The sequence below is a fragment of the Microbacterium sp. AC215 genome (assembly GCF_979258645.1).
The window spans coordinates 3,635,692-3,657,880 of record NZ_OZ409869.1; the positions used below are offsets into that span (position 1 = coordinate 3,635,692).

The window sequence follows — 22,189 nt, forward strand, 5'->3', positions numbered from 1 at the left end:
TTCGTGCGTCACCCGATTCTTCGTTCCCGAAGCAGACAGACCGGAGCACCGCATGCCGATCGTCACCCTGACGAATGTCTCGAAGACCTACCCCTCCCGCACGCGCGACGAGTCCGAGGTCGTGGCCGTGGACGACGTGACCCTGTCGATCGAGAAGGGCGACGTCTTCGGGATCATCGGATACTCGGGCGCCGGCAAGTCCACGCTCGTACGACTGATCAACGCGCTCGAGCCGGCGACGAGCGGGACCATCACTGTCGACGACGTCGACATCACAGCTCTCAAGGAGAGCGAGCTGCGCAAGGTCCGCGGCGGCATCGGGATGATCTTCCAGCAGTTCAACCTGTTCTCCTCGCGCAGCGTCAAGGCGAACATCGCCTACCCGCTCAAGCTGGCCGGATGGTCGAAGCCGGACATCGAGAAGCGGGTCGCCGAGCTGCTGAGCTTCGTAGGCCTGGCCGACAAGGCGAAGGCGTACCCCGAACAGCTCTCCGGTGGCCAGAAGCAGCGCGTCGGCATCGCCCGCGCCCTCGCCACCGGGCCGGCCATCCTCCTCGCCGACGAGGCCACCAGCGCACTCGACCCGCAGACCACGCACGAAGTGCTCGACCTGCTCAAGCGGGTCAACCAGGAGCAGGGCGTCACGATCGTCGTCATCACCCATGAGATGGACGTCATCCAGACCATCGCCACCAAGGTCGCGGTCATGGAGAACGGACGGGTGATCGAGCGGGGCGATGTCTTCGACGTGTTCTCGGCCCCGCAGAATCCGGCCTCGCAGCGCTTCGTCGGAACGGTCGTGAAGGGCATCCCGTCGCCGTCTGAGCTCGGCGTGCTGCGGGAGCGCCACCGGGGCCGCCTCGTCACGTTCTCGTTCCGCGACGGCGACTCGTCGCAGGCTCAGGTCTTCCTCGACCTCGCCGGGGCCGGACTCGACTTCGAGCTCGTGTACGGCGGGATCAACGACATCCGGGGGCGCGCCTTCGGCCACCTCACACTCGCGATCCGGGGTGAGAGCGCCGTGATCGACCGCACGCTCGAGCAGATCGGCCAGCGCGTCGAAGTCACCGAGATCGCAGAAGAGGAGGCACGCTGATGGATCGTCTGAACGAACTGTGGCCCGACCTCTGGAAGGCCGCCCTCGAGACCCTGTACATGACGTCGTTCGCACTCGTGCTGGGCGGCATCCTCGGTCTCGCGATCGGCGTCATCCTGTATGTCACCCGTCCGGGCGGGCTCGCCGAGAACCGGGCCGTGTCGGTCATCGCGAACCTCGGGGTGAACTTCTTCCGCCCGATCCCGTTCGTGCTCTTCGTCGCCGTGGCGCAGCCGTTCGCCCGCGCGGTGGTCGGCACCGGCATCGGCACCACGGCCGGCGCGTTCATGATCGGTCTGGCCGCGGCGTTCGCCATCGGCCGCATCGTCGAGCAGCACCTCGTGTCGGTGTCGCCCGGCGTGATCGAAGCCGCGCGCGCCATGGGCGCAGGCCCCGCGCGCATCCTGTTCACGGTCGCGATCCCCGAGTCGCTCGGACCGCTGATCCTCGGCTACACGTTCATCGTGGTGGCACTGATCGACATGACCGCGATGGCAGGCCTCATCGGCGGCGGCGGCCTCGGCGCGTTCGCCCAGATCTACGGCTTCCGGCAGTTCGAGCCGGTCGTCATGTGGACGGCGATCGTCCTCATCGTCGTCTTCGTCCACCTCGTGCAGATGCTCGGCACGTGGCTCGCGCGCAGGATCATGCGGCGCTGACGGGAGCCTCCTGCAGCGTGCGCGTCGTGGTGAAGACCCGCGGCGCGCCGCTCAGCGGATCGACGAAGTGCAGCTCGCGCGCGAGCAACTGCATCGGCTTCTCGAAGTCGTCGGGCTTCTCGCCACGCAACTCGGGGTAGAACGGATCGTTCAGGATGCCGAGCCCCAGCGCGGCGAGATGCACGCGGAGCTGATGCATCTTGCCGCTGTGCGGGTGCAGGAGCGTGTGCACGACGCGATCGTCGGCATCGATCACATCGATCTGCGTCTCGGCGTTCGGCTCCCGCTCGTCGTCGACCTGGACCTTCAGCTCATTGCGGAGCTTCACGATGTGGTTGCGGTAGACGAGCGGGAATCGTGAGGCATCCCAGTCGGCCGGACGAGCCGACACGGCCTCGTACACCTTCTGCACCTGCCGCGTCTCGAAGAGCAGCTGATACGGCCCTCTCGTGGCCGGTCGCGCCGAGAACATCAGCACTCCTGCCGTGGCCCTGTCCAAGCGGTGGATGGGGGCGAGCTCGTCGTTGTCGAGAAGGTTGCGCAGTCGGATCAGCGCCGAGTTCTGCAGGAACTTCCCGCCGGGGATGGTGGGCAGGAAATGCGGCTTGTCGATGACCACCAGATCGTCGTCCTGATGGAGGACCTCGATCTCCACGGGGAGACGGGTCTCGACGGGCGGGTCGCGGTAGTACCAGATGAACTCCTCGACCCCCAAGGGCGTGTCCCGTGCGAGAGGGGTGCCGTCGCGGGCGACGATCTCACCGCGATCGAAGCGGCTGAGCAGCCCCTCGGGATCGAGGTGGAAGAAGCGCTCGATCATGTACGCGCCGACGGTCGGCCATTCGCCGCTCATCGGCACGTGCAGACGTGTCGCGCCGACGCCGTCGCGCACCGGAAGAGGGGAGAGCATGCCCATCCGTCAGCCCCTCACGCGTCGAAGCTCAGGCTCAGCTTGCGCAGCAACGCAGCGAGCCGATCGCGGTCACCGCGGGACAGCGCCTGCAGCAGGTCGTCCTCGACGTCGACGAGGCGCGTGATCGCGGCATCCACCCGGATGCGTCCGTCGTCCGTGAGCGTCACGAGCACGCTGCGGCCGTCGGCCGGGTCGCCCTCCCGTCGCACGAAACGTCGGCCGACCAGACGGTCGATGCGATTGGTCATGGTGCCGCTCGACACCAGCGTCTGCTGCAGCAGCTGCTTGGGGGAGAGCTGGAAGGGCGCGCCCGCGCGGCGCAGAGCCGACAGCACGTCCCATTCCCAGGCCTCCAGGTCGCTGCGTCGGAACACATCTCTGCGAGCCCGGTCGAGCAGCCTGGTCAGGCGATCCATCCGCGACAGCACCTCGAGAGGCGAGAAGTCGAGGTCGGGGCGCTGGGTGTTCCAGGCGCCGACGATCCGATCAACCTCATCCGCCTCAGTCATCCGTCCATTATCGCCGGTAGCACGCAGGTGGACGTGGCAGACTTGATCCGCGGCGCCCTCGGGGGCCGCGGTCCGCCGTGGTGTAATGGCAGCACGACAGCCTTTGGAGCTGTTAGGTCTAGGTTCGAGTCCTGGCGGCGGAGCATGACTGGGAACAATCTCGCGATCATCGTCCTCGCCGCAGGCCAGGGCACCCGCATGCGCTCGCGTCTTCCGAAGGTGCTGCATCCGATCGGCGGGCGTCCGCTCGTCGGCCACGTGCTGACCACCGCGACGCGACTCGGCGCCGATCATATCGAGGTCGTCGTGCGGCATGAACGCGACCAGGTCGTCGCCGCACTCGAGAAGGACTATCCGACCGCGGTCTTCATCGATCAGGACGACGTCCCCGGCACCGGACGCGCAGTGCAGGTGGCTGTCGACGCGCTCCCTGCCGACTTCGACGGCGACGTGCTCGTGCTCTCGGGCGACTGCCCTCTCGCGGATGCGGACACGCTGGGCTCGTTCCTCGACGCGCACCGCGCCGCGCAGGCGGAGGCGACCCTCATGACCGCCGTGGTCGAGGACCCGACCGGCTACGGCCGCGTCATCCGCGACGCCGACGGCGGCGTCGATCGCGTCGTCGAGCAGAAGGATGCGACGACCGAAGAAGCTGCCGTCAGCGAGATCAACGCAGGCATGTACGTGTTCCGCGTCTCGACGCTCCGCAAGTACCTGCCGTCGGTGGGCGTCGACAACGCGCAGGGCGAGATGTATCTGACCGACGTGCCGGGGCTCCTCCGCCGCGACGGCAGCCGTGTGGCGGCATCCGTCGTCTCCGACGTCACCGTCACCTACGGCGTCAACGACCGCGCTCAGCTCGCGGAGGTCGGTCGTCTGCTCAACCGCCGCATCGTGCGGCGCTGGCAGCTCGAGGGCGTCACCGTGATCGATCCTGCGACGACGTGGATCGACGACGACGCCACCCTCGCGCCCGACGTCACGATCCTCCCGAACACGCACATCCTGCGGGCGACGACGATCGCCGAGGGCGCCATCATCGGACCGGACACCACCCTCGTCGACTGCGAGGTGGGAGAGGACGCGATCGTCCGCCGCACCGATGCGACGCTCGCGGTGATCGGTGCCGAGGCCACGGTCGGACCGTTCTCGTTCCTGCGGCCGGGCACCGTCCTGGGGGCCAGAGGCAAGATCGGCGCCTACGTCGAGACCAAGAACGCCGAGATCGGCGAAGGCAGCAAGGTGCCGCACCTGTCGTACGTCGGAGACGCGACCATCGGGCGAGGCGTCAACCTCGGTGCGAGCACGATCACCGCGAACTACGACGACGTGAACAAGCACCGCACGGTGGTCGAGGACGAGGTGCACACCGGCTCGCACACGACCCTCGTCGCGCCCGTTAGGCTGGGAGCCGGCGCCAAGACAGGTGCTGGCGCTGTCGTCCGCAAGGACGTCCCCGCCGGCTCCCTTGCCATGAGCGTCGCCCCTCAGCGCAACATCGAGGGTTGGGTCGAGAAGAACAGGGCAGGCACGGGCGCGGCAGACGCCGCAGCCCGAACCCGAGTGGCGGAGTAGGCAGAACGATGGCGCGCAAGAAGAAGACGGTCGATCTGGACAGGGACAACGGCATCGCTCCGGGTCTCGTTGCCAAGACCAAGAAGCGACTCGTGGTCGCAGGTGGTCGATCGCACCCCGAGCTCACCGCGGCGGTGGCCGCGTCGCTCGGAACAGAGGTCGTGCCGACAGAGCACCGCACCTTCGCATCCGGTGAGATCTACGCCCGGTTCGAGGTGTCGATCCGAGGCTGCGACCTCTTCCTGATCCAGACCTTCGGTGAGCCGGTCAACGAGTGGCTCATGGAGACCCTCATCATGATCGACGCCGCGAAGCGCGCGTCCGCCAAGCGCATCACCGTCGTCGCCCCGTACTATCCGTATTCGCGTCAGGACAAGAAGGGCCGCGGCCGTGAGCCGATCAGCGCCCGCCTCGTCGCCGACCTGCTGAAGACCGCCGGCGCAGACCGCGTGATGAGCGTCGACCTGCACGCCGCACAGATCCAGGGCTTCTTCGACGGTCCCGTCGACCACCTGTTCGCCAAGCCCGTGCTGCTCGAGTACTTCCAGCGCACGCTGAGCCCCGCCGACCGAGAGATCCTCACGGTCGTCTCGCCCGACATGGGTCGTGTCCGCGTGGCCGACACATGGTCCGACAGCCTCGGCGCCCCGCTGGCGATCATCCACAAGCGACGCGACCCGAAGGTCGCGAACCAGGTATCGGTGCACGAGATCGTCGGAGCGGTCGAGGGTCGCACCTGTCTGCTCGTCGACGACATGATCGACACCGGTGGAACCATCGTGAAGGCCGCGCAGGCGCTCAAGGCCAACGGCGCGCATCGCGTGATCGTTGCCGCGACGCACGCGATCTTCAGCGATCCGGCCTCGGAGCGTCTGCAGGACGCCTCGATCGACGAGGTCGTGATCACCGACACGATCCCGCTCACCGAGTCGCGTCGCTGGGACAAGCTGACGGTCCTCCCGATCGCCCCGATGCTCGCGCGTGCGATCCACGAGGTCTTCGAAGACGGATCCGTCACGAGCATGTTCGGCGGAGACGCGTAAGCGACTCATATATCGGGCACAGCCTGCACATAGACGGGCTCCCTACGGTCGAATCAACACATCGATCAAGGCCGGGAGGACCATCATGATCCGCACGACTGTACCGACTTCTGTTCGCAAGAGCGCCGCCCTGGTCGGCGTCGCCGGGCTCCTCGTGCTCGCCGGTTGCTCCGGCACCGCGGATGCCGAAGACCAGTCCACCGACGCCGGAACCGACACGAGCACCGAGTCGACGGATTCGGGCGCATCGACGAGCGGCGACTACACCGACGGCACGTACACGGCCGACGGTTCGTACCAGACCCCCGAGACGGTCGAGAAGATCAGCGTGACCCTCACCGTCGCCGACGGCCTGGTCACCGAGGTCGAGGTGACCGGTGACCCGCAGGCACGCGAGAGCGAGCAGTACCAGGGGCAGTTCATCGACGGGATCTCGGATGAGGTCGTGGGCAAGTCGCTCGACGAGATCGAGGTCAGTCGAGTGGCCGGATCGTCGCTGACCAGCGGCGGGTTCAACGAGGCCGTCGAGTCGATCAAGGAGCAGGCGGCCGCCTGAGGCGCCTGACCACGTATGGCGATCTGGCGTTTCGACGCGATCGGCACGGCCTGGGAGATCGAGACGTCGCACGAGCTCGACGAGCATGACCGTGAGCGAGTCGGGGCCGAAATCGACCGGTTCGACCGAGAGTGGTCGCGGTTCCGTGACGACTCCTCGGTCACCCGGGTCGGCCGTGACGGCGGCTCGATCTCCTCGCCTGATGCGGGAACGATGCTCGATGCCTTCCGCGAGCTGTCCCGCGCGACCCACGGGGCGGTCAACCCGCTCGTCGCCGACAGCCTGTCGGCCCTGGGCTACGACTCGTCGTACTCGCTCGTCGCGCACGATCCCGTTCCTGCGCCCGGCGACTGGACGTCCCTGCTGGACTGGACGCCGGGGGAGGCCACGGCATCCGTTCCCGCCCTGCTCGATGTCGGGGCCCTCGGCAAGGGACGCCTCGTCGACCTCGTCGCCGCGGTGCTGTCCGACGTTCCCGGGAGTGTCGTGGTCGATGCCGGCGGTGATATGCGGGTTCGCGGCGATGCGGTTCGGGTGGGCCTCGAGCATCCATACGATCCGACGAAGGCGATCGGCGTGATCGAACTGCAGGATGCCGCGCTCTGCGCCTCGGCGGTAAATCGCCGTGCGTGGGGCGACGGACTGCATCACGTCCTCGACGCTCGCACCGGCGTGCCCGTGCGGACATGGGCGGCCACGTGGGCGATCGCCCCCGACGCGATGCGAGCGGACGCTGTCGCGACTGCCCTGTTCTTCGAGGGCGGGCCAGAGATCGCCGCATCGTGGGGCGTGGAGTGGGTGCGGATGACGACCGACGGGCGGGCGGAACGCTCGAACGGCTGCCCCGCTCAGCTGTTCACCACCCGCCGTTGAATCATCGAAGTAGGGAAGAGTAGACCTGTGATCACCTCCATCACCGCACTGCGGCAGCGGGTCCTTGCGTTGCTCGGCGGCATCTCGATGTATCGCCTGGTGCTGTTCGCGCTGTTGACGCTGGCGCTCATCGCGGTGGTGCTCTCGGCTCTCGGCGTGATCGTCTCACCCACGCCGGTCGAGATACTCGCATCCTTCGTCGTCCTGGCCATGGTCATCTCGCTGGTGGACGCAGCGGCCCAGCGAATCCTGCGCCTTCCGTGGCGGATCGAGTCGTCGCTGGTCACCGCGCTGATCCTGCTCTTCGTGCTCCGCCCCGGCATCGAGCCGAATGCCCTGCTCGGCCTCGCCATCGCCGGAGCCGTCGCGAGCCTCTCCAAGTACCTGATCGCGTGGCGAGGTCGGCACATCCTCAACCCGGCGGCGTTCGGCGCTGCCGTCGTGTCGATCCTCGGGTCGTTCGGAGCGTTCGAATGGCTCGGGACCTCGTCGTCCTGGTGGGTGGGGACCCCGTCACTCTTCATCCCCGTCCTGATCCTCGGGCTCGCCGTGCTGTGGCGCACCGAGAAGGTGCGGATCGTCTTCGTGTTCCTCGTCGTCGCCATCGCCGTCTCGGTCCTTCGTCAGGCCGTGCAGGCGCAGGAGTTCGCGATCGACTTCGACGCCGTCTCCGCCCTCTCGTTCGCGATCCTGCAGTCTCCGTTCCTGTTCCTCGGTGCGTTCATGCTGTCGGAGCCGTTGACTCTGCCGCCGCGCCGGTGGCAGCAGTTCTCGGTGGCAGTTCTCGTCGGCGTGCTCGCCGGCTGGCCGATCGCGATCGGCGGCCTCTTCACGCTCGGGCAGGAGCGTGCTCTGCTCATCGGAAACCTCCTCGCCTTCGCCTTCGCGCTGCGCGGATCCGTTCGTCTCGTGCTCGAGAAGCGGCAGTTCATCACGCCGACGGCTCAGGAGCTGACGTTCCACGCGAAGGGCACGCTGAAGTTCCTGCCGGGGCAGTACCTCGAGCTGGACGTGCCGCACTCCCGCCCGGATGCGCGCGGAACCCGTCGCGAGTTCAGCATCGTCTCAGCGCCCGCCGACCTCCCGACGCTGCGCATCGCCTACAAGGACGGCGATCAGAAGCATCCCTCGAGCTACAAGCGCGCGCTGGCGGCCGCCGAGCCGGGTGCTGCGCTCGCGGTGACCGGCACATGGGGCGACTTCCTGCTTCCACGCGCCGAGACCCCGGTGCTGATGGTGGCCGCGGGCATCGGCGTCACGCCGTTCGTGTCGCAACTGCGACAGCTGATGCTGACCGAGCAGCAGCGTGACGTGGTTCTCGTCTACGTGGCATCCGACAGCTCGGAGCTCGCGTTCCGCGATGAGCTGGCCGCGACCGGTGCGCGCGTGATCGTGTTCACCCGGGACGAGCCTGTCGACCTGCCCTCGCGCTGGACCTGGGCCCAGGGTGTGCGCCTCGACGCGGCGGCTCTCGAGCACTACGTCCCGGACATCGGCGAGAGGCATTCCTACATCTCCGGCCCGCCGCGGCTGATCGCCGACCTCGCTCCCGCCCTGCAGAAGGCGCGGTCGCTCACGACAGACGCCTTCGCCGGGTACTGAGTCCGGTCTGTTCGGTGTCGCCCGGCGCCACGTGCAGGACGCCAGCACGTTCTGCGGGCCGGTTCTCCTGATTCCGTCCTGCATTCGTGCCCGGGTCGTGCAATCGGTACAGGCGGTGCGTCGACGGAGCGCTCTGTAGATCGCCGAAGTGGGTCTCCCCGGTGCCGCGTGCAGGACGCCAGCACGTTCTGCGGGGTGGTTCTCCTGATGCCGTCCCGCATTCGTGCCTCGGTCCTGCAACCGGTAGGTCAGATGCGTGCGCGAAGGCGATCGACGGCCGCAAGGATGGCGGCTTCCACGACCGGCCAGTCGTGGACGATCATCGCGTAGTCGAAGCGCAACGTCTCATATCCCTGCCTGGATGCCTCCGCATCGCGCAGCAGATCTCGATGGCGGTGCGATGCGCTGTCGTGATTCTCCGCCCCGTCGGCTTCGAGGATGAGCAGCTCATGGAGCACGAAGTCCACGCGTCCGACCGAAGGTATGTCGACCTGACATTCGAGACGGATCCCGAGCAGGTGAAGCCGAAGACGTAGCAGCGACTCGAGGCCGCTGTCGGCATCCGTCCGAGCCAGATCGACCAGCCACCGAGCCTTCGCCGGCAGGCGGGATCGGATGCGGGCGCGCCCTGCCGCTCCGATCTTGCGCAGCTGCAGGGCCGACTCGATCGAGACGAAGAACGACTCATCGCCCTTGCAGAGATAGACGTGAACAAGGGCGTCCTCGAGGGGAGCGAGGCCGAGAACCGTCCGTCCGCCGAAGTAGTGGCCGGTGCACGTGCATGTGATGTGGTGGTTTCGGCCGTGCGTGCCGAGCCAGACATGCGGATTCGTATCGTCCTCGAGCGTCCAGATGCCGTGCAGCCGCAGTGCACGAGAGCAGGTCAGCGCGCCTCCGTGCGCGGCAGCGGTGAGAACGTCGGCGGGAGCGGATGGCGTCGCGAACACGCCGTTGCGGACGCGAGTGATCGTGCCGTCGCGAACGGCTGACGAGAGCATCCGTCTGCTCAGCCCGAACTGGCGAAGAGTCGTACCCCTGGCCAGATCACCCAGGTGAGAGAGGACGTGTGCGGCGGTCGGCATCTGATCGATCCTGCCCGTTCTGAGGCGGGGGACGGATCGGAATCGAGGGTCGTGGAAGGTATCGGCTGATAGCCCGACCTGTGCAGAAGAGAAGTCGTGGGTCCGTGCGGTCGTCTGCTTCACCGTCTGCAGGATGAGAGCACGGTTGCAGGACCGAGGCCGCCCGTTCGTCCTGCGAACGTGCCGCGGCTCCGCAAGCGGCCCCGGGGGAGGGCCGGCGCAGAGGGGAGCGTGTTCCGTCTGCAGGATGAGAGCACGGTTGCAGGATCAAAGTCGTCGGTTCGTCCTGCAAACGTGCCGCGGCCCCGCAGCCGGCCCTCGGGGGATGGGCCGGCGCAGAGAAGGGCGTGTTCCGTCTGCAGGATGAGAGCACGGTTGCAGGACCGAAGTCGTCGGTTCGCCTTGCAGAAGTGCCTCGGTCCCGCAGACGGCTCTGCGGGACCGAGGGGAGACGAAGACGCGGTCAGTCCGAGGCGGCCGCCGGGTTGATCGGGAGCCGCACGCTGAAGGTCGTGTCTCCGGGCTCGCTGTCGACCGTGAGGTGACCGCCGTGTCCTTCGACGATCGCTTTCGCGATGGCCAGTCCGAGCCCGGTGCCGCCGGTCTGGCGGGCGCGGGAGCTGTCACCGCGGGCGAAGCGTGCGAAGAGCTCGTCGCGCACGCCGGGGTCGATGCCCGGGCCGTTGTCGTGCACGCGCAGCACGGCCTCGTCGCCTTCGCGGGCCACGCTGAGGGTGATCGACGTACCGGCAGGCGTGTGCGTCCGCGCATTCGCGAGCAGGTTCGCGACGACCTGGTGCATGCGGCCGGCATCGCCGACGATGACGATGGGCTCGTCCGGCGCCTCGATGTTCCAGTGGTGGTCGGCTGCGGTCGGGCGCGCGTCGGAGAGCCCCTCCAGCGCGAGCTGCGTCAGATCGACGGTGCCGTAGACGAGTTCCCGTCCCTCGTCGAGACGGGCGAGCAGCAGCAGATCCTCCACCAGGCGCGTCATGCGCAGGGACTGGGCCTGGATGCGCTCGAGCGACGTCGTGGTGCTCTCGACGGCCGCCTCTCCGCCCTGCTGCTTCAGCGCACGCAGAGAGAGCTCGGAGTAGCCGCGGATCGACGACAGAGGTGTGCGCAGCTCGTGGCTCGCGTCGGCGACGAACCGACGCATCCGCTCTTCATTCCTCTGACGGGAGGCGAGAGAGGCGTTGACATGGTCGAGCAGCTTGTTGAGGGAGGAGCCGACGAGACCCGTCTCGGTCCGCGGATCGGCCTCCGCGGCAGGCACCCGCTCGGTGATCTGCACCTCTCCGCGGTCGAGGGGCTGGTTCGCCACCCGCGTCGCCGTCGCGGCGACCGCACGCAGCGGTCTCAGCCCGACGCGGATCGTGATCGCCGTCGTGAGCGCGAGGAGGATCAGACCGCCGATCGTCGCGAGGGCGATCACGGTGAGCAGTGTGGCAAGCTGATTCTGGATCTCGGTCCGGGGGAGACCGGTGACCACGTTCACCCCGTTCGGCGCCTGCTTCGCGAAGACCATGTACGAACCGAAGTCGTCCAGGGCGACGGTGGCGCTGGGCTGGCCGGCAAGTGCCGCGTCGATCCGTTCGAGGTCCGCGCTGGTCAACTTCTGCGGGACGCCGCCCCACTCGTCTTTGGTGTCGGGAAAGAGCACGCCGCTGGTGCCACCCTCCGTGCTGGACACCGCCAGCAGGAGTCCCGGAACCCGTGCATCGTTGATCTCCAGGATGTTGTCCATGTTCGCGAACTGGGCCGGCACCCGGCTGACCCATTGCGTCACCTGTTTCGAGTAGCTGAGCAGGCGATCCTCGAGCTGCCGTTCGAGCGTGCTGCCGAGCAGCGCACTGGTGATCACGGCGACGATCACGAGGATGAGCGAGACGAAGCCGATCACGGCTGTCATCAGCCGTGTCTGCAGACTCATCGGCCGTCTGGCCATCCCCGTGCTGTTCACTGAGGCGCCTTGATCATGTAGCCGACACCGCGCACGGTGTGCAGCAGCGGGGTGCGTCCGGCGTCGATCTTCTTGCGGAGGTACGAGATGTACAGCTCGACGACCGAGGACTTGCCGCCGAAGTCGTAGCTCCACACGCGATCGAGGATCTGCGCCTTCGACAGCACTCTGCGTTCGTTGCGCATGAGGTAGCGGAGCAGCTCGAACTCGGTCGCGGTCAGCTCGATCTCGGTGCCATCGCGCATGACCTCGTGGCTGTCCTCATTGAGGGTGAGGTCGGCGACGCGGAGGATCGACTGACCGTCGTCGGCGGTCGCGTGTCCCGTGCGACGGATGATCGCGCGCAGACGTGCGATGACCTCTTCGAGACTGAACGGCTTGGTGACATAGTCGTCGCCGCCGGCGGTGAGGCCGGCGACGCGGTCGCCCACGGCATCCTTCGCGGTCAGGAACAGCACGGGCACGAGGCTGCCCGACTCGCGGAGGCGCCGCAGCACGGCCATGCCGTCGAGGTCGGGCATCATGATGTCGAGCACGAGAGCGTCGGGTTCGAACTCGCGCGCGACCTGCAGAGCTTCGAGGCCGGACGACGCCGTGCGCACCTCCCAGCCCTCCATCCGCAGAGCCATCGCGAGCAGGTCGGTGAGCATCTGCTCGTCGTCGACGGCGAGGATGCGCAGGGGGGAGCCGTCGGGGCGGCGCAATTCGGGAAGATCAGTGCTCATGAGTACATTCTGCGGAATCACCTATGGGGTTTCTATGGAGTGCGCTATGCGTCGCCTGTGAGAAAGCACCCATAGCCTTCTCATCATCGGTCCCTCGATCTCGCAAAAGTCCGGTCTTTAGCGTCGACATCGGCCCCGCGAACGGCGCGGCAGAAGGAGACACATGTACGGGACATATCTACGGCGCGAGTTGGCGGGCCGCAAGAAGCAGACCATGATCGTCGCGATCGGGCTCGCGATCGCGATCGCCCTGGTGATCATCGTGAACGCCCTCACGGCAGGAGTTCGGGATGCGCAGGCGCAGGCGCTGGAATCGGTGTACGGCGTGGGCACCGACCTCACGGTCACCGGTGCCGCGGCGGAACCGGGGGAGGGCGGCGGGCAGCGCTTCGACTTCGGCTCGGAGGACGGCGCGACCGAGGGCGACACGACCACACTGAGCCAGTCGACTCTCATGACGGACTTCATGCGCGGCACGCTCGACGCGTCCGTGCTCGACACGGTGACCTCGACGGATGGGGTGACGGCGGCATCCGCTGCTCTCAGCCTCACGAACTCGACCTTCTCGGGCGAGCTGCCCAGCGGCGGGTTCGGTGAGCAGGACGCCACGACAGAGAGCACTGCGCCGACCGAGGGTCAGGCGCCGCCGCAAGGCGGAGCGGGTGGCGCGGGTGGCGGCTCGTTCGGCGTCGATTCATTCACCGTGCTCGGCATCGACCCGGCCGTGACGTCAGCGGGTCCGCTCGCCTCGGTCGAGGTCGGCGATGGCCGGACTCTCGACACGGATGACGCCGGGGCACTCGTCGCGCTCGTCGACGCGACCTACGCGACCACGAACGAGATCGCCGTCGGCGACACCATCGACGTCGCAGGCTCCGATGTGGAGATCGTGGGGATCGTGGCTTCCACCGCGGACTCCGCCGACACCGCTGCCGACGTCTATCTGCCCCTCGACACGGCGCAGGAACTCTCCGGCGCCGGAGACGTCGTCTCCACGGTGTACGTGCAGGCCGAGTCGGCATCGTCGATCGACACGGTGCAGGCGGCCCTCGCAGACGAGCTGCCCGACGCGACGATCACGTCGCAGTCCGAGCTCGCCGCGACCGTCTCCGGTTCGCTGTCCGGTGCCACGTCGCTGATCACGAACCTCGGCACCTGGCTGTCGATCATCGTGCTCGCCGTGGCCGTGCTGCTCTCGGTGCTGCTGACGCTGTCCGGCGTCTCGCGCCGCACCCGCGAGTTCGGCACGCTCAAGGCGATCGGCTGGTCGAACGGTCGCGTCGTGCGCCAGGTCGCGGGCGAGTCGATGGTCCAGGGACTGATCGGTGGGGTCGTGGGGCTCGCACTCGGCATCGCCGGCATCGTTGTGATCGATCTCGTGAAGCCGACCGTCGCGGCTGCTGCCGCGAGCACTGCGGAAGGCGGCCCCGGCGGGATGGGCGGCGGGCCCACCGGAGGTGGCGACATGTTCCAGACGCAACAGGCGGCCGACATCGTGCTGCACGCACCGTTCACACCGTGGGTGCTGGTCGCCGCGGTCGGCCTCGCCGTGCTCGGCGGTCTCGTGGCAGGAGCATTCGGAGGCTGGCGCGCGGCCCGCCTCAGCCCGGCAGAGGCACTGCGCTCCGTCGCCTGACGGACGCTCGACCACCCATCGCACGACAAGGAGATACGACATGACCATCGCAGACATCGCCCCTTCCGCGAGCGGCACGGATGCCGCGGCGCCGCTGTACCGCGCGCAGGGTGTCACTCGCACGTACACGCAGAAGGGACGCACGGTGAAGGCGCTCACGGGGGTCGACCTCACGATCCTTCCCGGTGAGTTCGTCACCATCCAGGGGCCGACCGGAGGGGGCAAGTCGACTCTCCTGCAGATGCTGGGCGCGCTCGACAAGCCCTCCTCCGGCTCGTTGAAGCTCGGTGACATCGAGCTGGCGTCGGCATCCGCGAGGGAGCTCAGCCGCATCCGTGCCCAAGAGATCGGCTTCGTGTTCCAAGGGTTCAATCTCATCCCCACGCTGACGGCGGCCGAGAACGTGGACATGGCCCTCGAGCCCACTGACCTGAGCCGGACCGAACGGACGGGTCGCGTCGCCGAGGCTCTCGCTCACGTCGGGCTCGCCGACCGCGGCGACCACCTGCCTACCGAGCTGTCGGGCGGTCAGCAGCAGCGTGTGGCGATCGCGCGGGCGATCGTGAAGCGACCCCGCGTGCTGCTCGCGGACGAGCCCACAGGCAACCTCGACGAGAGCATGCGCGATGAGATCCTCACGCTGCTCCAGGGGCTGTGCGCGGAAGGGATCACCATGATCGTCGTCACTCACGACTCGGCGGTGGCGCGCCGGGCCACCAGACGCCTTCGGCTGGCGAAGGGCACGATGCAGGACATCACCCGGTGAGACATGACGAAGGCCCCGGCGGAATCGCCGGGGCCTTCGTCATGTCTGCGACGCGCTCAGTGCGTGTCTTCGGCTTCGATCTCGGTGCGGTCGCCCGACCACTGCGTGTGGAAGGTGCCCGGCTTGTCGATGCGCTTGTAGGTGTGCGCCCCGAAGAAGTCGCGCTGGCCCTGCACGAGGGCTGCGGGGAGGCGGTCGGCGCGGATGCCGTCGTAGTACGACAGCGACGACGAGAACGCCGGAGCCGGGATGCCGGCCTGTGCCGCCGCGACCACGACGCGACGCCACGGCGCCTGAGCGCGCGTGATCGCCTCGGTGAAGTACGGAGCCGTCAGCAGCACGGGAAGACCGGGCTCTGCCGCGTATGCATCGGCGATGCGGTTGAGGAACTGCGCACGGATGATGCAGCCGCCGCGCCAGATCTTGCTGATGGCGCCCAGGTCGATGTTCCAGCCGTATTCGGCAGCGCCCGCGCGGATCTCGTCGAAGCCCTGCGAGTACGCGACGATCTTCGATGCGTAGAGCGCGAGACGGACGTCCTCGATGAAAGCGGCCTCGTCGGCGACGACGAACTCCTCGTCCGGGCCCGGGAGGGCTCCGGCGACCTCGCGCTGCTCGGGGTGCGACGACAGCGAGCGGGCGAACGTGGCCTCGGCGATGCCGGAGACGGGAACGCCGAGCGACAGCGCGGTCTGGACGGTCCACGCTCCGGTGCCCTTGGCTCCGGCCTGGTCGAGGATGACGTCGACGAGCGGCTTGCCGGTCTCGGCATCGACCTGGCGCAGCACCTCTGCGGTGATCTCGATCAGGTACGACTCGAGCTCGCCCTTGTTCCATTCGGCGAAGATCTCGGCGATCTCAGCGGGCGACTTGCCCGTGCCGCGGCGGATGAGGTCATAGGCCTCGGCGATGAGCTGCATGTCGGCGTACTCGATGCCGTTGTGCACCATCTTGACGAAGTGTCCGGCACCGTCGTGTCCGACGTGCGTGACGCACGGCTCGCCCTCGGCGATCGCGGCGATCGACTTGAGGATCGGGCCGAGGGTGATCCACGACTCGTCCGAGCCGCCGGGCATGATCGACGGGCCCGTGAGTGCGCCCTCCTCGCCGCCCGAGATCCCGGCGCCGACGAAGTTGATTCCGGTCTCACGGACCGCCTTCTCGCGGCGGATCGTGTCGGGGAAGTACGCGTTGCCGCCGTCGACGATGATGTCGCCCGGCTCGAAGACCTCGACCAGCGAGTCGATCACGGCGTCCGTCGGGCCGCCGGCCTTGACCATGATGATCGCGGTGCGCGGCTTCTGCAGCGAGTCGGCGAACTCCTGGTAGGTCTGGGCGGGGATGAAGCCGGCCTCAGGGTGATCGGAGACGAGCGTCGCGGTCTTCTCGTAGCTGCGGTTGAAGATCGCCACCGTGTTGCCCTCGCGGCTGGCGAGGTTGCGGGCGAGGTTCGAACCCATGACGGCGAGTCCGACGACTCCGATGTTCGCTGATGCTTCGGGCACAGATGGCTCCTAGATCGAGAAGAAGGGGATGCTCCCAGATTATCGCGGCGTCCGGGGTGGTGCTCCCGTGTGACGGGTGGTGACGGACGCGAGGAGGTCAGTCCTTGCGGTATCCCGAGCGCCCCAGGGAGAACAGGGCCGCGAAGGTGAAGCCTGCGGCGCACACGGTCATCGCGCCGATGAGCCAGGCGATCGCGTGGGAGAAGAAGACGCCGTCGAGCATGAGAGAACTCCGTGTTCTGCAGAGAGGGGATCGGTGTTCTCAGCCTACCGGCTCATCCGGTACCATGAGAGGAGTACCTCGGCGAGGGATGCTTCTGCGCGTGCGCTGGCATCCGTTATCGACGCGGCGAAGCAAGCCGGTGGCTTTCCTCACGTGTCTGCGTTCGAGAACAATTCCACGACCACCGCGTAGCTGTCGCTGCGTGCCCCGAAGGAGAACCCCATGTCTGAAGACACCAAGGTCAAGGCCGAGCTCCGCGAGAGCTTCGGCAAGGGCTTCGCCCGTCGTCTGCGCGCCGCAGGCAAGATCCCCGCCGTGATCTACGGCCACGGCACCGACCCGGTGCACGTCGCACTGCCCGGCCACCAGGTCTCGCTGATCATCCGCCGTGCGAACGCTCTGCTCGAGCTCGACATCGACGGCAAGGACCAGCTCGCCCTCGTCAAGGACGTCCAGCGCGACCCGGTGCACCAGATCATCGAGCACATCGACCTGCTCGTCGTCCGCAAGGGCGAGAAGGTCACGATCGACGTTCCCGTCGTCGTCACCGGAGAGTCGGCTCCCGGAACGATCGTCAACCAGGACGCGAACACGCTGTCGATCGAGGCCGAGGCCACGCATCTTCCGCAGAACGTCGAGGTCTCGGTCGAGGGTCTCGAGGACGGCACGCACATCACCGCCGCCGAGGTCAAGCTCCCCAAGGGCTCGACGCTGCTGACCGACCCCGAGGTTCTCGTCGTCGCGATCTCGATCCCGGCCGAGGAGTCGCTCGAAGAGGACGAGGCCGGCGCCGACGAGGCTGCCGCCGAGGAGGCTCCCGCCGCGGAGTGATCTCCGCAGGCGCAGCGCACAGCTGACTGCAACACAGAGGGGGCGCGAGCATATCGCGCCCCCTCTGTCGTATTCTGACCCGGGCACCGCGAAGGGCCCGCATTCCGAGAGGACGACCACATGGCATCCACCTGGCTCGTGGTGGGGCTCGGCAACCCCGGCCCCCGATACGCGGATACGCGTCACAACATCGGCCAGATGGTCGTCGATGAGCTCGCCTCACGCCGCGGCGAGAACTTTCGGGAGCACAAGGGCGGCGCGCGCGTCGTCGAGACCTGGCTGCGCCCGGGCGGCGACAAGCTCGTGCTCGCCAAGCCGAACACGTTCATGAACGTGTCCGGGACGCCGGTCGCCGCCCTGGCGCGGTTCTACTCGGTGCCGCCGGAGCAGATCATCGTCGTCCACGATGAGCTCGACATCCCGTTCGACACCGTCAAGCTCAAGATCGGCGGAGGCCACGGCGGGCACAACGGCGTCCGAGACATCGCCCGTGCCATCACCACTCCGGATTTCCCGCGGGTGCGGGTCGGCATCGGTCGACCGGTGGGGCGCCAGGACCCCGCGGACTGGGTGCTCTCGCCGTTCGGCAAGGACGAGCGCGCGAACCTGCCCATACTCGTGTCCGACGCGGCGGACGCGGTCGAGCTGCTCGTCGAGGACGGACTGCTCGCCGCTCAGCAGAAGCACCACGCTCCACGGTGAGACACGGGGCGGTGCACCCGTCGCGTGCCCCGCGGCTACGGCAGGAAGCCGGTCGCCGTTCCCGTCGACAGTGTCACCAGCAGCACGACCCAGAAGATGATCGGGCCGAGCACGGCGACCACGAGGGCGGCGATGCCCGCACCGCGCGCGTGCTTCTTGCGAATGGCGATGATGCCGATGACGATGGCGGCGATGCCGAGGATGGTCCCCGTCCAGAACGAGATCTCCGCCCACAGGACTTGGTCCCTCGCGGGAGAGAGGATCGACAGGAAGTCCGGTGCCGTCGTGTCGAGACCGCCCGGAAGACGACGTCCGATCTCGAAGCCCATGATGCCGGCGACGATCGGTGTGACCACGGCTGCCACGATCGCCAGGACCAGAGCCAGGATGCCGAGCAGCGCTGACTTCTTCTCCGCGATCACCGGTGCCTGGTATGCGCCCGCGGGCGCTGCGTAGCCTCCGACCGGAACCTGATAGGCGCCGGGAGGAGCCGCCTGCGGTGCGGGAGCGCCTTGGTACGAGGGCGGAGCACCCTGATAGGCCGGGGGAGCGCTCTGGTATGCGGGCGGAGCACCCTGATAGGCCGGGGGAGCGCTCTGGTATGCGGGCGGCGCCGGGGGAGTCGAGGAATACGCAGCGGGCGCTGGCGGCACGGGCGGCGCGAACTGCTGCTGCTCGTCGGCCGATCGTGGCGCGGGAGGCACAGGGGGGACGGCACCGGACGGGGGCTGCTGCGGATCAGTCACGCCCCCATCCTATGGCTGGCCAGGTCAGACGCGACGAAGCAGTCCGACCCGGTCGTAGACCGCTCCGAGAGTGGCGTCGGCGACGGCATCCGCACGCGCGGCGTTCTGCGCGAGGATCCGATCGAGTTCAGCAGGGTCGTCGAGCAGCTCGAGCGCGCGGGCACGCACCGGCTCGAACTCGTTCACGACGACCTCGGCGAGTCCCTTCTTGAAGTCCCCGTAACCACGGCCCGCGTACTCATCCTCGATCGCCGGAACCTGACGTCCCGACAGCGCGGCGTAGATGGTCAGCAGATTGGACACGCCGGGCTTGGTGTCGCGGTCGAAGCGCACCGATCCTTCGTTGTCCGTGACGGCCCGCATGATCTTCTTCGCCGACTTCGCCGGGTCGTCGAGCATCCAGAGGACTCCCGCATCGCTCTCGGCGGACTTCGACATCTTCGACGTCGGGTTCTGCAGGTCGTAGATGCGCGCCGTGTCCTTCTGGATCACGGGGCGGGGCACGACGAACGTGTCCCCGAAACGGGAATTGAAGCGCTCGGCGAGGTCGCGGGTCAGCTCGACGTGCTGCTTCTGGTCGTCGCCGACCGGCACGACATCGGTCTGATACAGCAGGATGTCAGCTGCCATCAGCACCGGGTAGGTGAAGAGACCGACGCTGGTGGCATCCGCTCCGTAGCGCGCTGACTTGTCCTTGAACTGCGTCATGCGACCGGCTTCTCCGAAACCGGTGATCGTCGACAGGATCCAGGCCAGCTCGGCGTGCGCGCGGACGTGAGACTGCACGTAGAGCGTCGAGAGGGAGGGCTCGATGCCGGCGGCGATGTACTGAGCAGCGGTGCGGCGGGTCTTCTCGCGCAGCTCGGCGGGATCCTGTGCGACGGTGAGCGCATGCAGATCAACGACGGAGAAGTATGCGTCGTACGAGCTCTGCAGATCCCGCCACTGCAGGAGCGCTCCGATGTAATTGCCGATCTGAAGCGAGTCGGCGGAGGGCTGCATTCCTGAGTAAAGGCGAGGTTTCGTCACGACATCAATCCTAGGCGGCGCCGGTCGTGCCGGACCGCGCGAACCGGGTCCATCCGAACCCGGGCGCCGCCTGCTGTTCAGTAGGTGTAATCGACGACCACCGGAGCATGGTCGCTCCAGCGCTCGTCATAGGCGGCCGCGCGGGCGACGTGATAGGCAGTGACCCGTTCGGCGAGAGCCGGAGTGGCGAGGTGGTAGTCGATGCGCCACCCGGAATCGTTGTCGAACGCCTGCCCGCGCATCGACCACCAGGTGTACGGCCCCTCGACCTCGCCGTGGAACACCCGGCCCACGTCGACCCAGCCGAGACCGGTGCCGGTCGAGCCGTCGACGCCCTCGACGGTCTCACCCGCCGCTCCGAGGAATCTGTCGAAGTACGCCCGCTCACGGGGCAGGAATCCCGCCTTCTTGCGGTTGCCGCGCCAGTTCTTGATGTCGAGTTCGCGGTGGCCCACGTTCAGGTCCCCGGTGACGAGCGCGAGTGCCCCGTCGTCCGCGCCGAGCTCGGCCAGCCGGGCACCGAACGCGTCGAGGAACTTCCACTTCTCCTCCTGCTTCGGAGTGTCGGCCTCGCCGCTGTGCACGTAAGCGCTCACGACCGTGAGAGGGCGGTCGCCGATGAGGAAGTCCGCTTCGATCCAGCGACCCTTCGAGTCGAAGTCGGCATCGCCGAAGTCGGTGCGCGAGGCGAGAGCCGGCAGCCGGCTGGCGATGGCCACGCCGGCGCGACCCTTGGCGGTCGCCTCGTCGTGCACGAACGTCCATCCGGGCAAGGCCGCTTCGAGATGCTCGTCCTGGCCGCGGACCTCCTGCAGAGTGAGGACGTCGACGTCTGCCGCGTCGAGCCACGCGCTCATGCCGTTGCGAGCCGCCGCTCGGATCCCGTTGACATTGACCGTGGCGATTCGCAGATGAGGCATGGTTCCAGCCTAACGAGCACCACCGACATCGCGTGTCCGCTGCAGCTCGGCCAGCAGCCGCTGCGCGAGTGGCGACGCGGTGTCGACGGGCGGGGGCGCGGACGCCTCCAGCTCCGCCAGTTCCCGCTCCGCCGCATGCACGGCTCGACGCGCGCCCCATACGCCGTACCAGGGTGCGGTGTCGCGTGCCGCGTGCGCGTCGCGGACGCGGATGCGGGCGGCCATGAGCAGGGTCTCATGCTCGACGATCCGACGCTCGGCCTCCGACTGAGCCAGCAGCGGCAGATCCCGGTCCTGGGCGGCGACGGCGATCCATGACGATGCCACGAGCATCACCACCCCGTTCACCCGGAACCACAGCAGCAGGCCGATGAAGATCGCGAACGTGGCCAGAAGCGGGTTGGAGGGCGTGTAGCTCAGGAGGAACCCTGCACCGTACTGCAGCACCGTCATCGCGGCGCCGCCGAGGATCGCGCCGGGCCAGATCGTGCGCCAATGGAGCGTCGTCCCCGTGAGGAAGCGCACCATCGCGGCCAGAGCGGCGGACATCAGGACGAACGACACGATCACCGTGCCGATGCGGATGCTGAGGTTCAGCCCGTCGGATCCCGAGTCCCAGCCGAGGAGGCTCAGGAGCCAGCTCAGCATCGCCGCACTGGCGGAGCTGAGGATCGACCCCACGATGAGCGAGACGCCGAAGATCAGCGCGGCGAGAAGATCCCGAGCCTTGAGGATCACGTAACTGCGAGTGTCCGGAGGGAGGCCGAAGATGTCCCTCGTGGCGCGACGTGAGAAGGTCACCCACCCGATCGCGGTCCAGATCACCGTGCCGAGGGCGATGAGACCTGTCACTCCCAGGAGGCTGGCCGTGCTCGCGGCGATCTCCTTCACCTGATCCGGGGTGAACACCCCGCCCTGATCGAGGATCAGATTGGGAACGTAGCTGTTGATGATGACGATCAGACCGTCGACCGCCTCCGTGCTGCCACCGAGCCAGATGCCGATGATGGCGAAGGCGAGGTACACAGCCGCGAAGATCGCGAAGAGGGCCTGATAGCTCACCCCGGCAGCGAGAAGGAATCCGTTGTGCTGCAGGAAATGACGCCAGACACGCACGGGGAACAGGCCCAGAGTGCGCTGGGTCAGAGCGGTCGCCCTCTCCACGGCCGCGTCCAGGCGACGGGGCTCGGGGGCGGCGTGGTGTTCGGACACGTCCTCACCCTATCCAAGCGACG

Annotated in this window: 22 protein-coding genes and 1 tRNA gene; 12 read left to right on the plus strand and 11 right to left on the minus strand. The window is 67.8% G+C overall.

The features are described 5' to 3' along the window. Positions 1 to 52: 52 nt before the first annotated feature. Together ACZZZF_RS17750 and ACZZZF_RS17755 are read left to right on the plus strand one after the other, a co-directional pair. Positions 53 to 1,096, plus strand: a complete 1,044-nt coding sequence (locus tag ACZZZF_RS17750; RefSeq protein ID WP_463499807.1) for a methionine ABC transporter ATP-binding protein — start codon at positions 53 to 55, stop codon at positions 1,094 to 1,096. Then, positions 1,096 to 1,755, plus strand: a complete 660-nt coding sequence (locus tag ACZZZF_RS17755; RefSeq protein WP_053097064.1) for a methionine ABC transporter permease — start codon at positions 1,096 to 1,098, stop codon at positions 1,753 to 1,755. The genes ACZZZF_RS17750 and ACZZZF_RS17755 overlap by 1 nt, the downstream gene beginning before the upstream one ends. Here the strand turns inward: ACZZZF_RS17755 and ACZZZF_RS17760 are convergent. Both ACZZZF_RS17760 and ACZZZF_RS17765 read right to left on the minus strand, forming a co-directional pair. After that, positions 1,742 to 2,665: a pseudouridine synthase gene (locus ACZZZF_RS17760; protein WP_198032322.1), complete on the minus strand. Its 924-nt coding sequence runs from the start codon at positions 2,663 to 2,665 to the stop codon at positions 1,742 to 1,744. The genes ACZZZF_RS17755 and ACZZZF_RS17760 overlap by 14 nt on opposite strands. 17 nt (positions 2,666 to 2,682) lie before the next feature. Continuing rightward, entirely contained in the window at positions 2,683 to 3,177 is a 495-nt protein-coding gene (locus ACZZZF_RS17765) for a MarR family winged helix-turn-helix transcriptional regulator (RefSeq protein ID WP_053097060.1), read from the minus strand. Positions 3,178 to 3,248: 71 nt separating this feature from the next. On the opposite strand from ACZZZF_RS17765, the gene ACZZZF_RS17770 reads away from it, so the two are divergent. The 6 genes from ACZZZF_RS17770 to ACZZZF_RS17795 all read left to right on the plus strand — a co-directional run bounded on the left by ACZZZF_RS17770 (position 3,249) and on the right by ACZZZF_RS17795 (position 8,826). After that, positions 3,249 to 3,320, plus strand: a tRNA-Gln gene (locus ACZZZF_RS17770). A 1-nt stretch (position 3,321) separates the two neighbouring features. Next, positions 3,322 to 4,752 carry a bifunctional UDP-N-acetylglucosamine diphosphorylase/glucosamine-1-phosphate N-acetyltransferase GlmU gene (gene glmU / locus ACZZZF_RS17775; protein ID WP_072591547.1) on the plus strand — a complete coding sequence of 477 codons (1,431 nt, stop codon included), beginning with the start codon at positions 3,322 to 3,324 and terminating at the stop codon, positions 4,750 to 4,752. 8 nt (positions 4,753 to 4,760) lie between these two features. Continuing rightward, entirely contained in the window at positions 4,761 to 5,795 is a 1,035-nt protein-coding gene (locus ACZZZF_RS17780; RefSeq protein ID WP_053097056.1) for a ribose-phosphate diphosphokinase, read from the plus strand. A gap of 85 nt (positions 5,796 to 5,880) precedes the next feature. Next, complete coding sequence (locus tag ACZZZF_RS17785; protein WP_053097053.1) at positions 5,881 to 6,351, plus strand: FMN-binding protein; 471 nt, start codon at positions 5,881 to 5,883, stop codon at positions 6,349 to 6,351. A 15-nt stretch (positions 6,352 to 6,366) separates the two neighbouring features. Further along, the gene (locus ACZZZF_RS17790; protein WP_463499809.1) at positions 6,367 to 7,224 is read left to right on the plus strand and encodes an FAD:protein FMN transferase; all 858 of its coding nucleotides are present in this window, start codon (positions 6,367 to 6,369) and stop codon (positions 7,222 to 7,224) included. 27 nt (positions 7,225 to 7,251) lie between these two features. Next, positions 7,252 to 8,826, plus strand: a complete 1,575-nt coding sequence (locus tag ACZZZF_RS17795; RefSeq protein WP_463499811.1) for an FAD-dependent oxidoreductase — start codon at positions 7,252 to 7,254, stop codon at positions 8,824 to 8,826. A gap of 248 nt (positions 8,827 to 9,074) precedes the next feature. Here the strand turns inward: ACZZZF_RS17795 and ACZZZF_RS17800 are convergent, their stop codons facing one another. The 3 genes from ACZZZF_RS17800 to ACZZZF_RS17810 all read right to left on the minus strand — a co-directional run bounded on the left by ACZZZF_RS17800 (position 9,075) and on the right by ACZZZF_RS17810 (position 12,596). After that, entirely contained in the window at positions 9,075 to 9,908 is an 834-nt protein-coding gene (locus ACZZZF_RS17800) for an endonuclease domain-containing protein (protein ID WP_463499813.1), read from the minus strand. 463 nt (positions 9,909 to 10,371) lie between these two features. Continuing rightward, a complete protein-coding gene (locus tag ACZZZF_RS17805) occupies positions 10,372 to 11,841 on the minus strand; it encodes a sensor histidine kinase (protein ID WP_463499815.1) in 1,470 nt (489 codons plus the stop codon). A gap of 26 nt (positions 11,842 to 11,867) precedes the next feature. Then, the gene (locus ACZZZF_RS17810) at positions 11,868 to 12,596 is read right to left on the minus strand and encodes a response regulator transcription factor (RefSeq protein WP_056280043.1); all 729 of its coding nucleotides are present in this window, start codon (positions 12,594 to 12,596) and stop codon (positions 11,868 to 11,870) included. Between the two features lie 163 nt (positions 12,597 to 12,759). Here ACZZZF_RS17810 and ACZZZF_RS17815 point away from each other — a divergent pair, with 163 nt between their 5' ends. Then, positions 12,760 to 14,232 carry an ABC transporter permease gene (locus ACZZZF_RS17815; RefSeq protein WP_463499817.1) on the plus strand — a complete coding sequence of 491 codons (1,473 nt, stop codon included), beginning with the start codon at positions 12,760 to 12,762 and terminating at the stop codon, positions 14,230 to 14,232. 40 nt (positions 14,233 to 14,272) lie between these two features. Further along, positions 14,273 to 14,998 carry an ABC transporter ATP-binding protein gene (locus ACZZZF_RS17820; RefSeq protein ID WP_463499819.1) on the plus strand — a complete coding sequence of 242 codons (726 nt, stop codon included), beginning with the start codon at positions 14,273 to 14,275 and terminating at the stop codon, positions 14,996 to 14,998. 56 nt (positions 14,999 to 15,054) lie between these two features. Here ACZZZF_RS17820 and gndA read toward each other — a convergent pair whose 3' ends face one another. Next, complete coding sequence (gene gndA / locus ACZZZF_RS17825; protein ID WP_053097041.1) at positions 15,055 to 16,503, minus strand: NADP-dependent phosphogluconate dehydrogenase; 1,449 nt, start codon at positions 16,501 to 16,503, stop codon at positions 15,055 to 15,057. Between the two features lie 97 nt (positions 16,504 to 16,600). After that, positions 16,601 to 16,726 carry a hypothetical protein gene (locus ACZZZF_RS17830; RefSeq protein WP_256381367.1) on the minus strand — a complete coding sequence of 42 codons (126 nt, stop codon included), beginning with the start codon at positions 16,724 to 16,726 and terminating at the stop codon, positions 16,601 to 16,603. Positions 16,727 to 16,948: 222 nt separating this feature from the next. On the opposite strand from ACZZZF_RS17830, the gene ACZZZF_RS17835 reads away from it, so the two are divergent. Both ACZZZF_RS17835 and pth read left to right on the plus strand, forming a co-directional pair. Further along, a complete protein-coding gene (locus tag ACZZZF_RS17835) occupies positions 16,949 to 17,557 on the plus strand; it encodes a 50S ribosomal protein L25/general stress protein Ctc (RefSeq protein WP_053097039.1) in 609 nt (202 codons plus the stop codon). A gap of 120 nt (positions 17,558 to 17,677) precedes the next feature. Continuing rightward, a complete protein-coding gene (pth, locus tag ACZZZF_RS17840; RefSeq protein ID WP_072591542.1) occupies positions 17,678 to 18,259 on the plus strand; it encodes an aminoacyl-tRNA hydrolase in 582 nt (193 codons plus the stop codon). 35 nt (positions 18,260 to 18,294) lie between these two features. Here pth and ACZZZF_RS17845 read toward each other — a convergent pair whose 3' ends face one another. The 4 genes from ACZZZF_RS17845 to ACZZZF_RS17860 form a co-directional block, all read right to left on the minus strand. Further along, positions 18,295 to 19,005, minus strand: a complete 711-nt coding sequence (locus ACZZZF_RS17845) for a hypothetical protein (RefSeq protein ID WP_463499821.1) — start codon at positions 19,003 to 19,005, stop codon at positions 18,295 to 18,297. A 24-nt stretch (positions 19,006 to 19,029) separates the two neighbouring features. Next, positions 19,030 to 20,034, minus strand: coding sequence for a tryptophan--tRNA ligase (gene trpS, locus ACZZZF_RS17850; RefSeq protein ID WP_072591541.1), 1,005 nt, complete (start codon positions 20,032 to 20,034; stop codon positions 19,030 to 19,032). A 77-nt stretch (positions 20,035 to 20,111) separates the two neighbouring features. Beyond that, positions 20,112 to 20,954 (minus strand): exodeoxyribonuclease III, encoded by an 843-nt coding sequence (locus tag ACZZZF_RS17855; protein ID WP_053097033.1) that lies wholly within the window; start codon positions 20,952 to 20,954, stop codon positions 20,112 to 20,114. Positions 20,955 to 20,963: 9 nt separating this feature from the next. After that, a complete protein-coding gene (locus ACZZZF_RS17860; RefSeq protein WP_295105278.1) occupies positions 20,964 to 22,166 on the minus strand; it encodes a YihY/virulence factor BrkB family protein in 1,203 nt (400 codons plus the stop codon). Between the last annotated feature and the right edge of the window lie 23 nt (positions 22,167 to 22,189).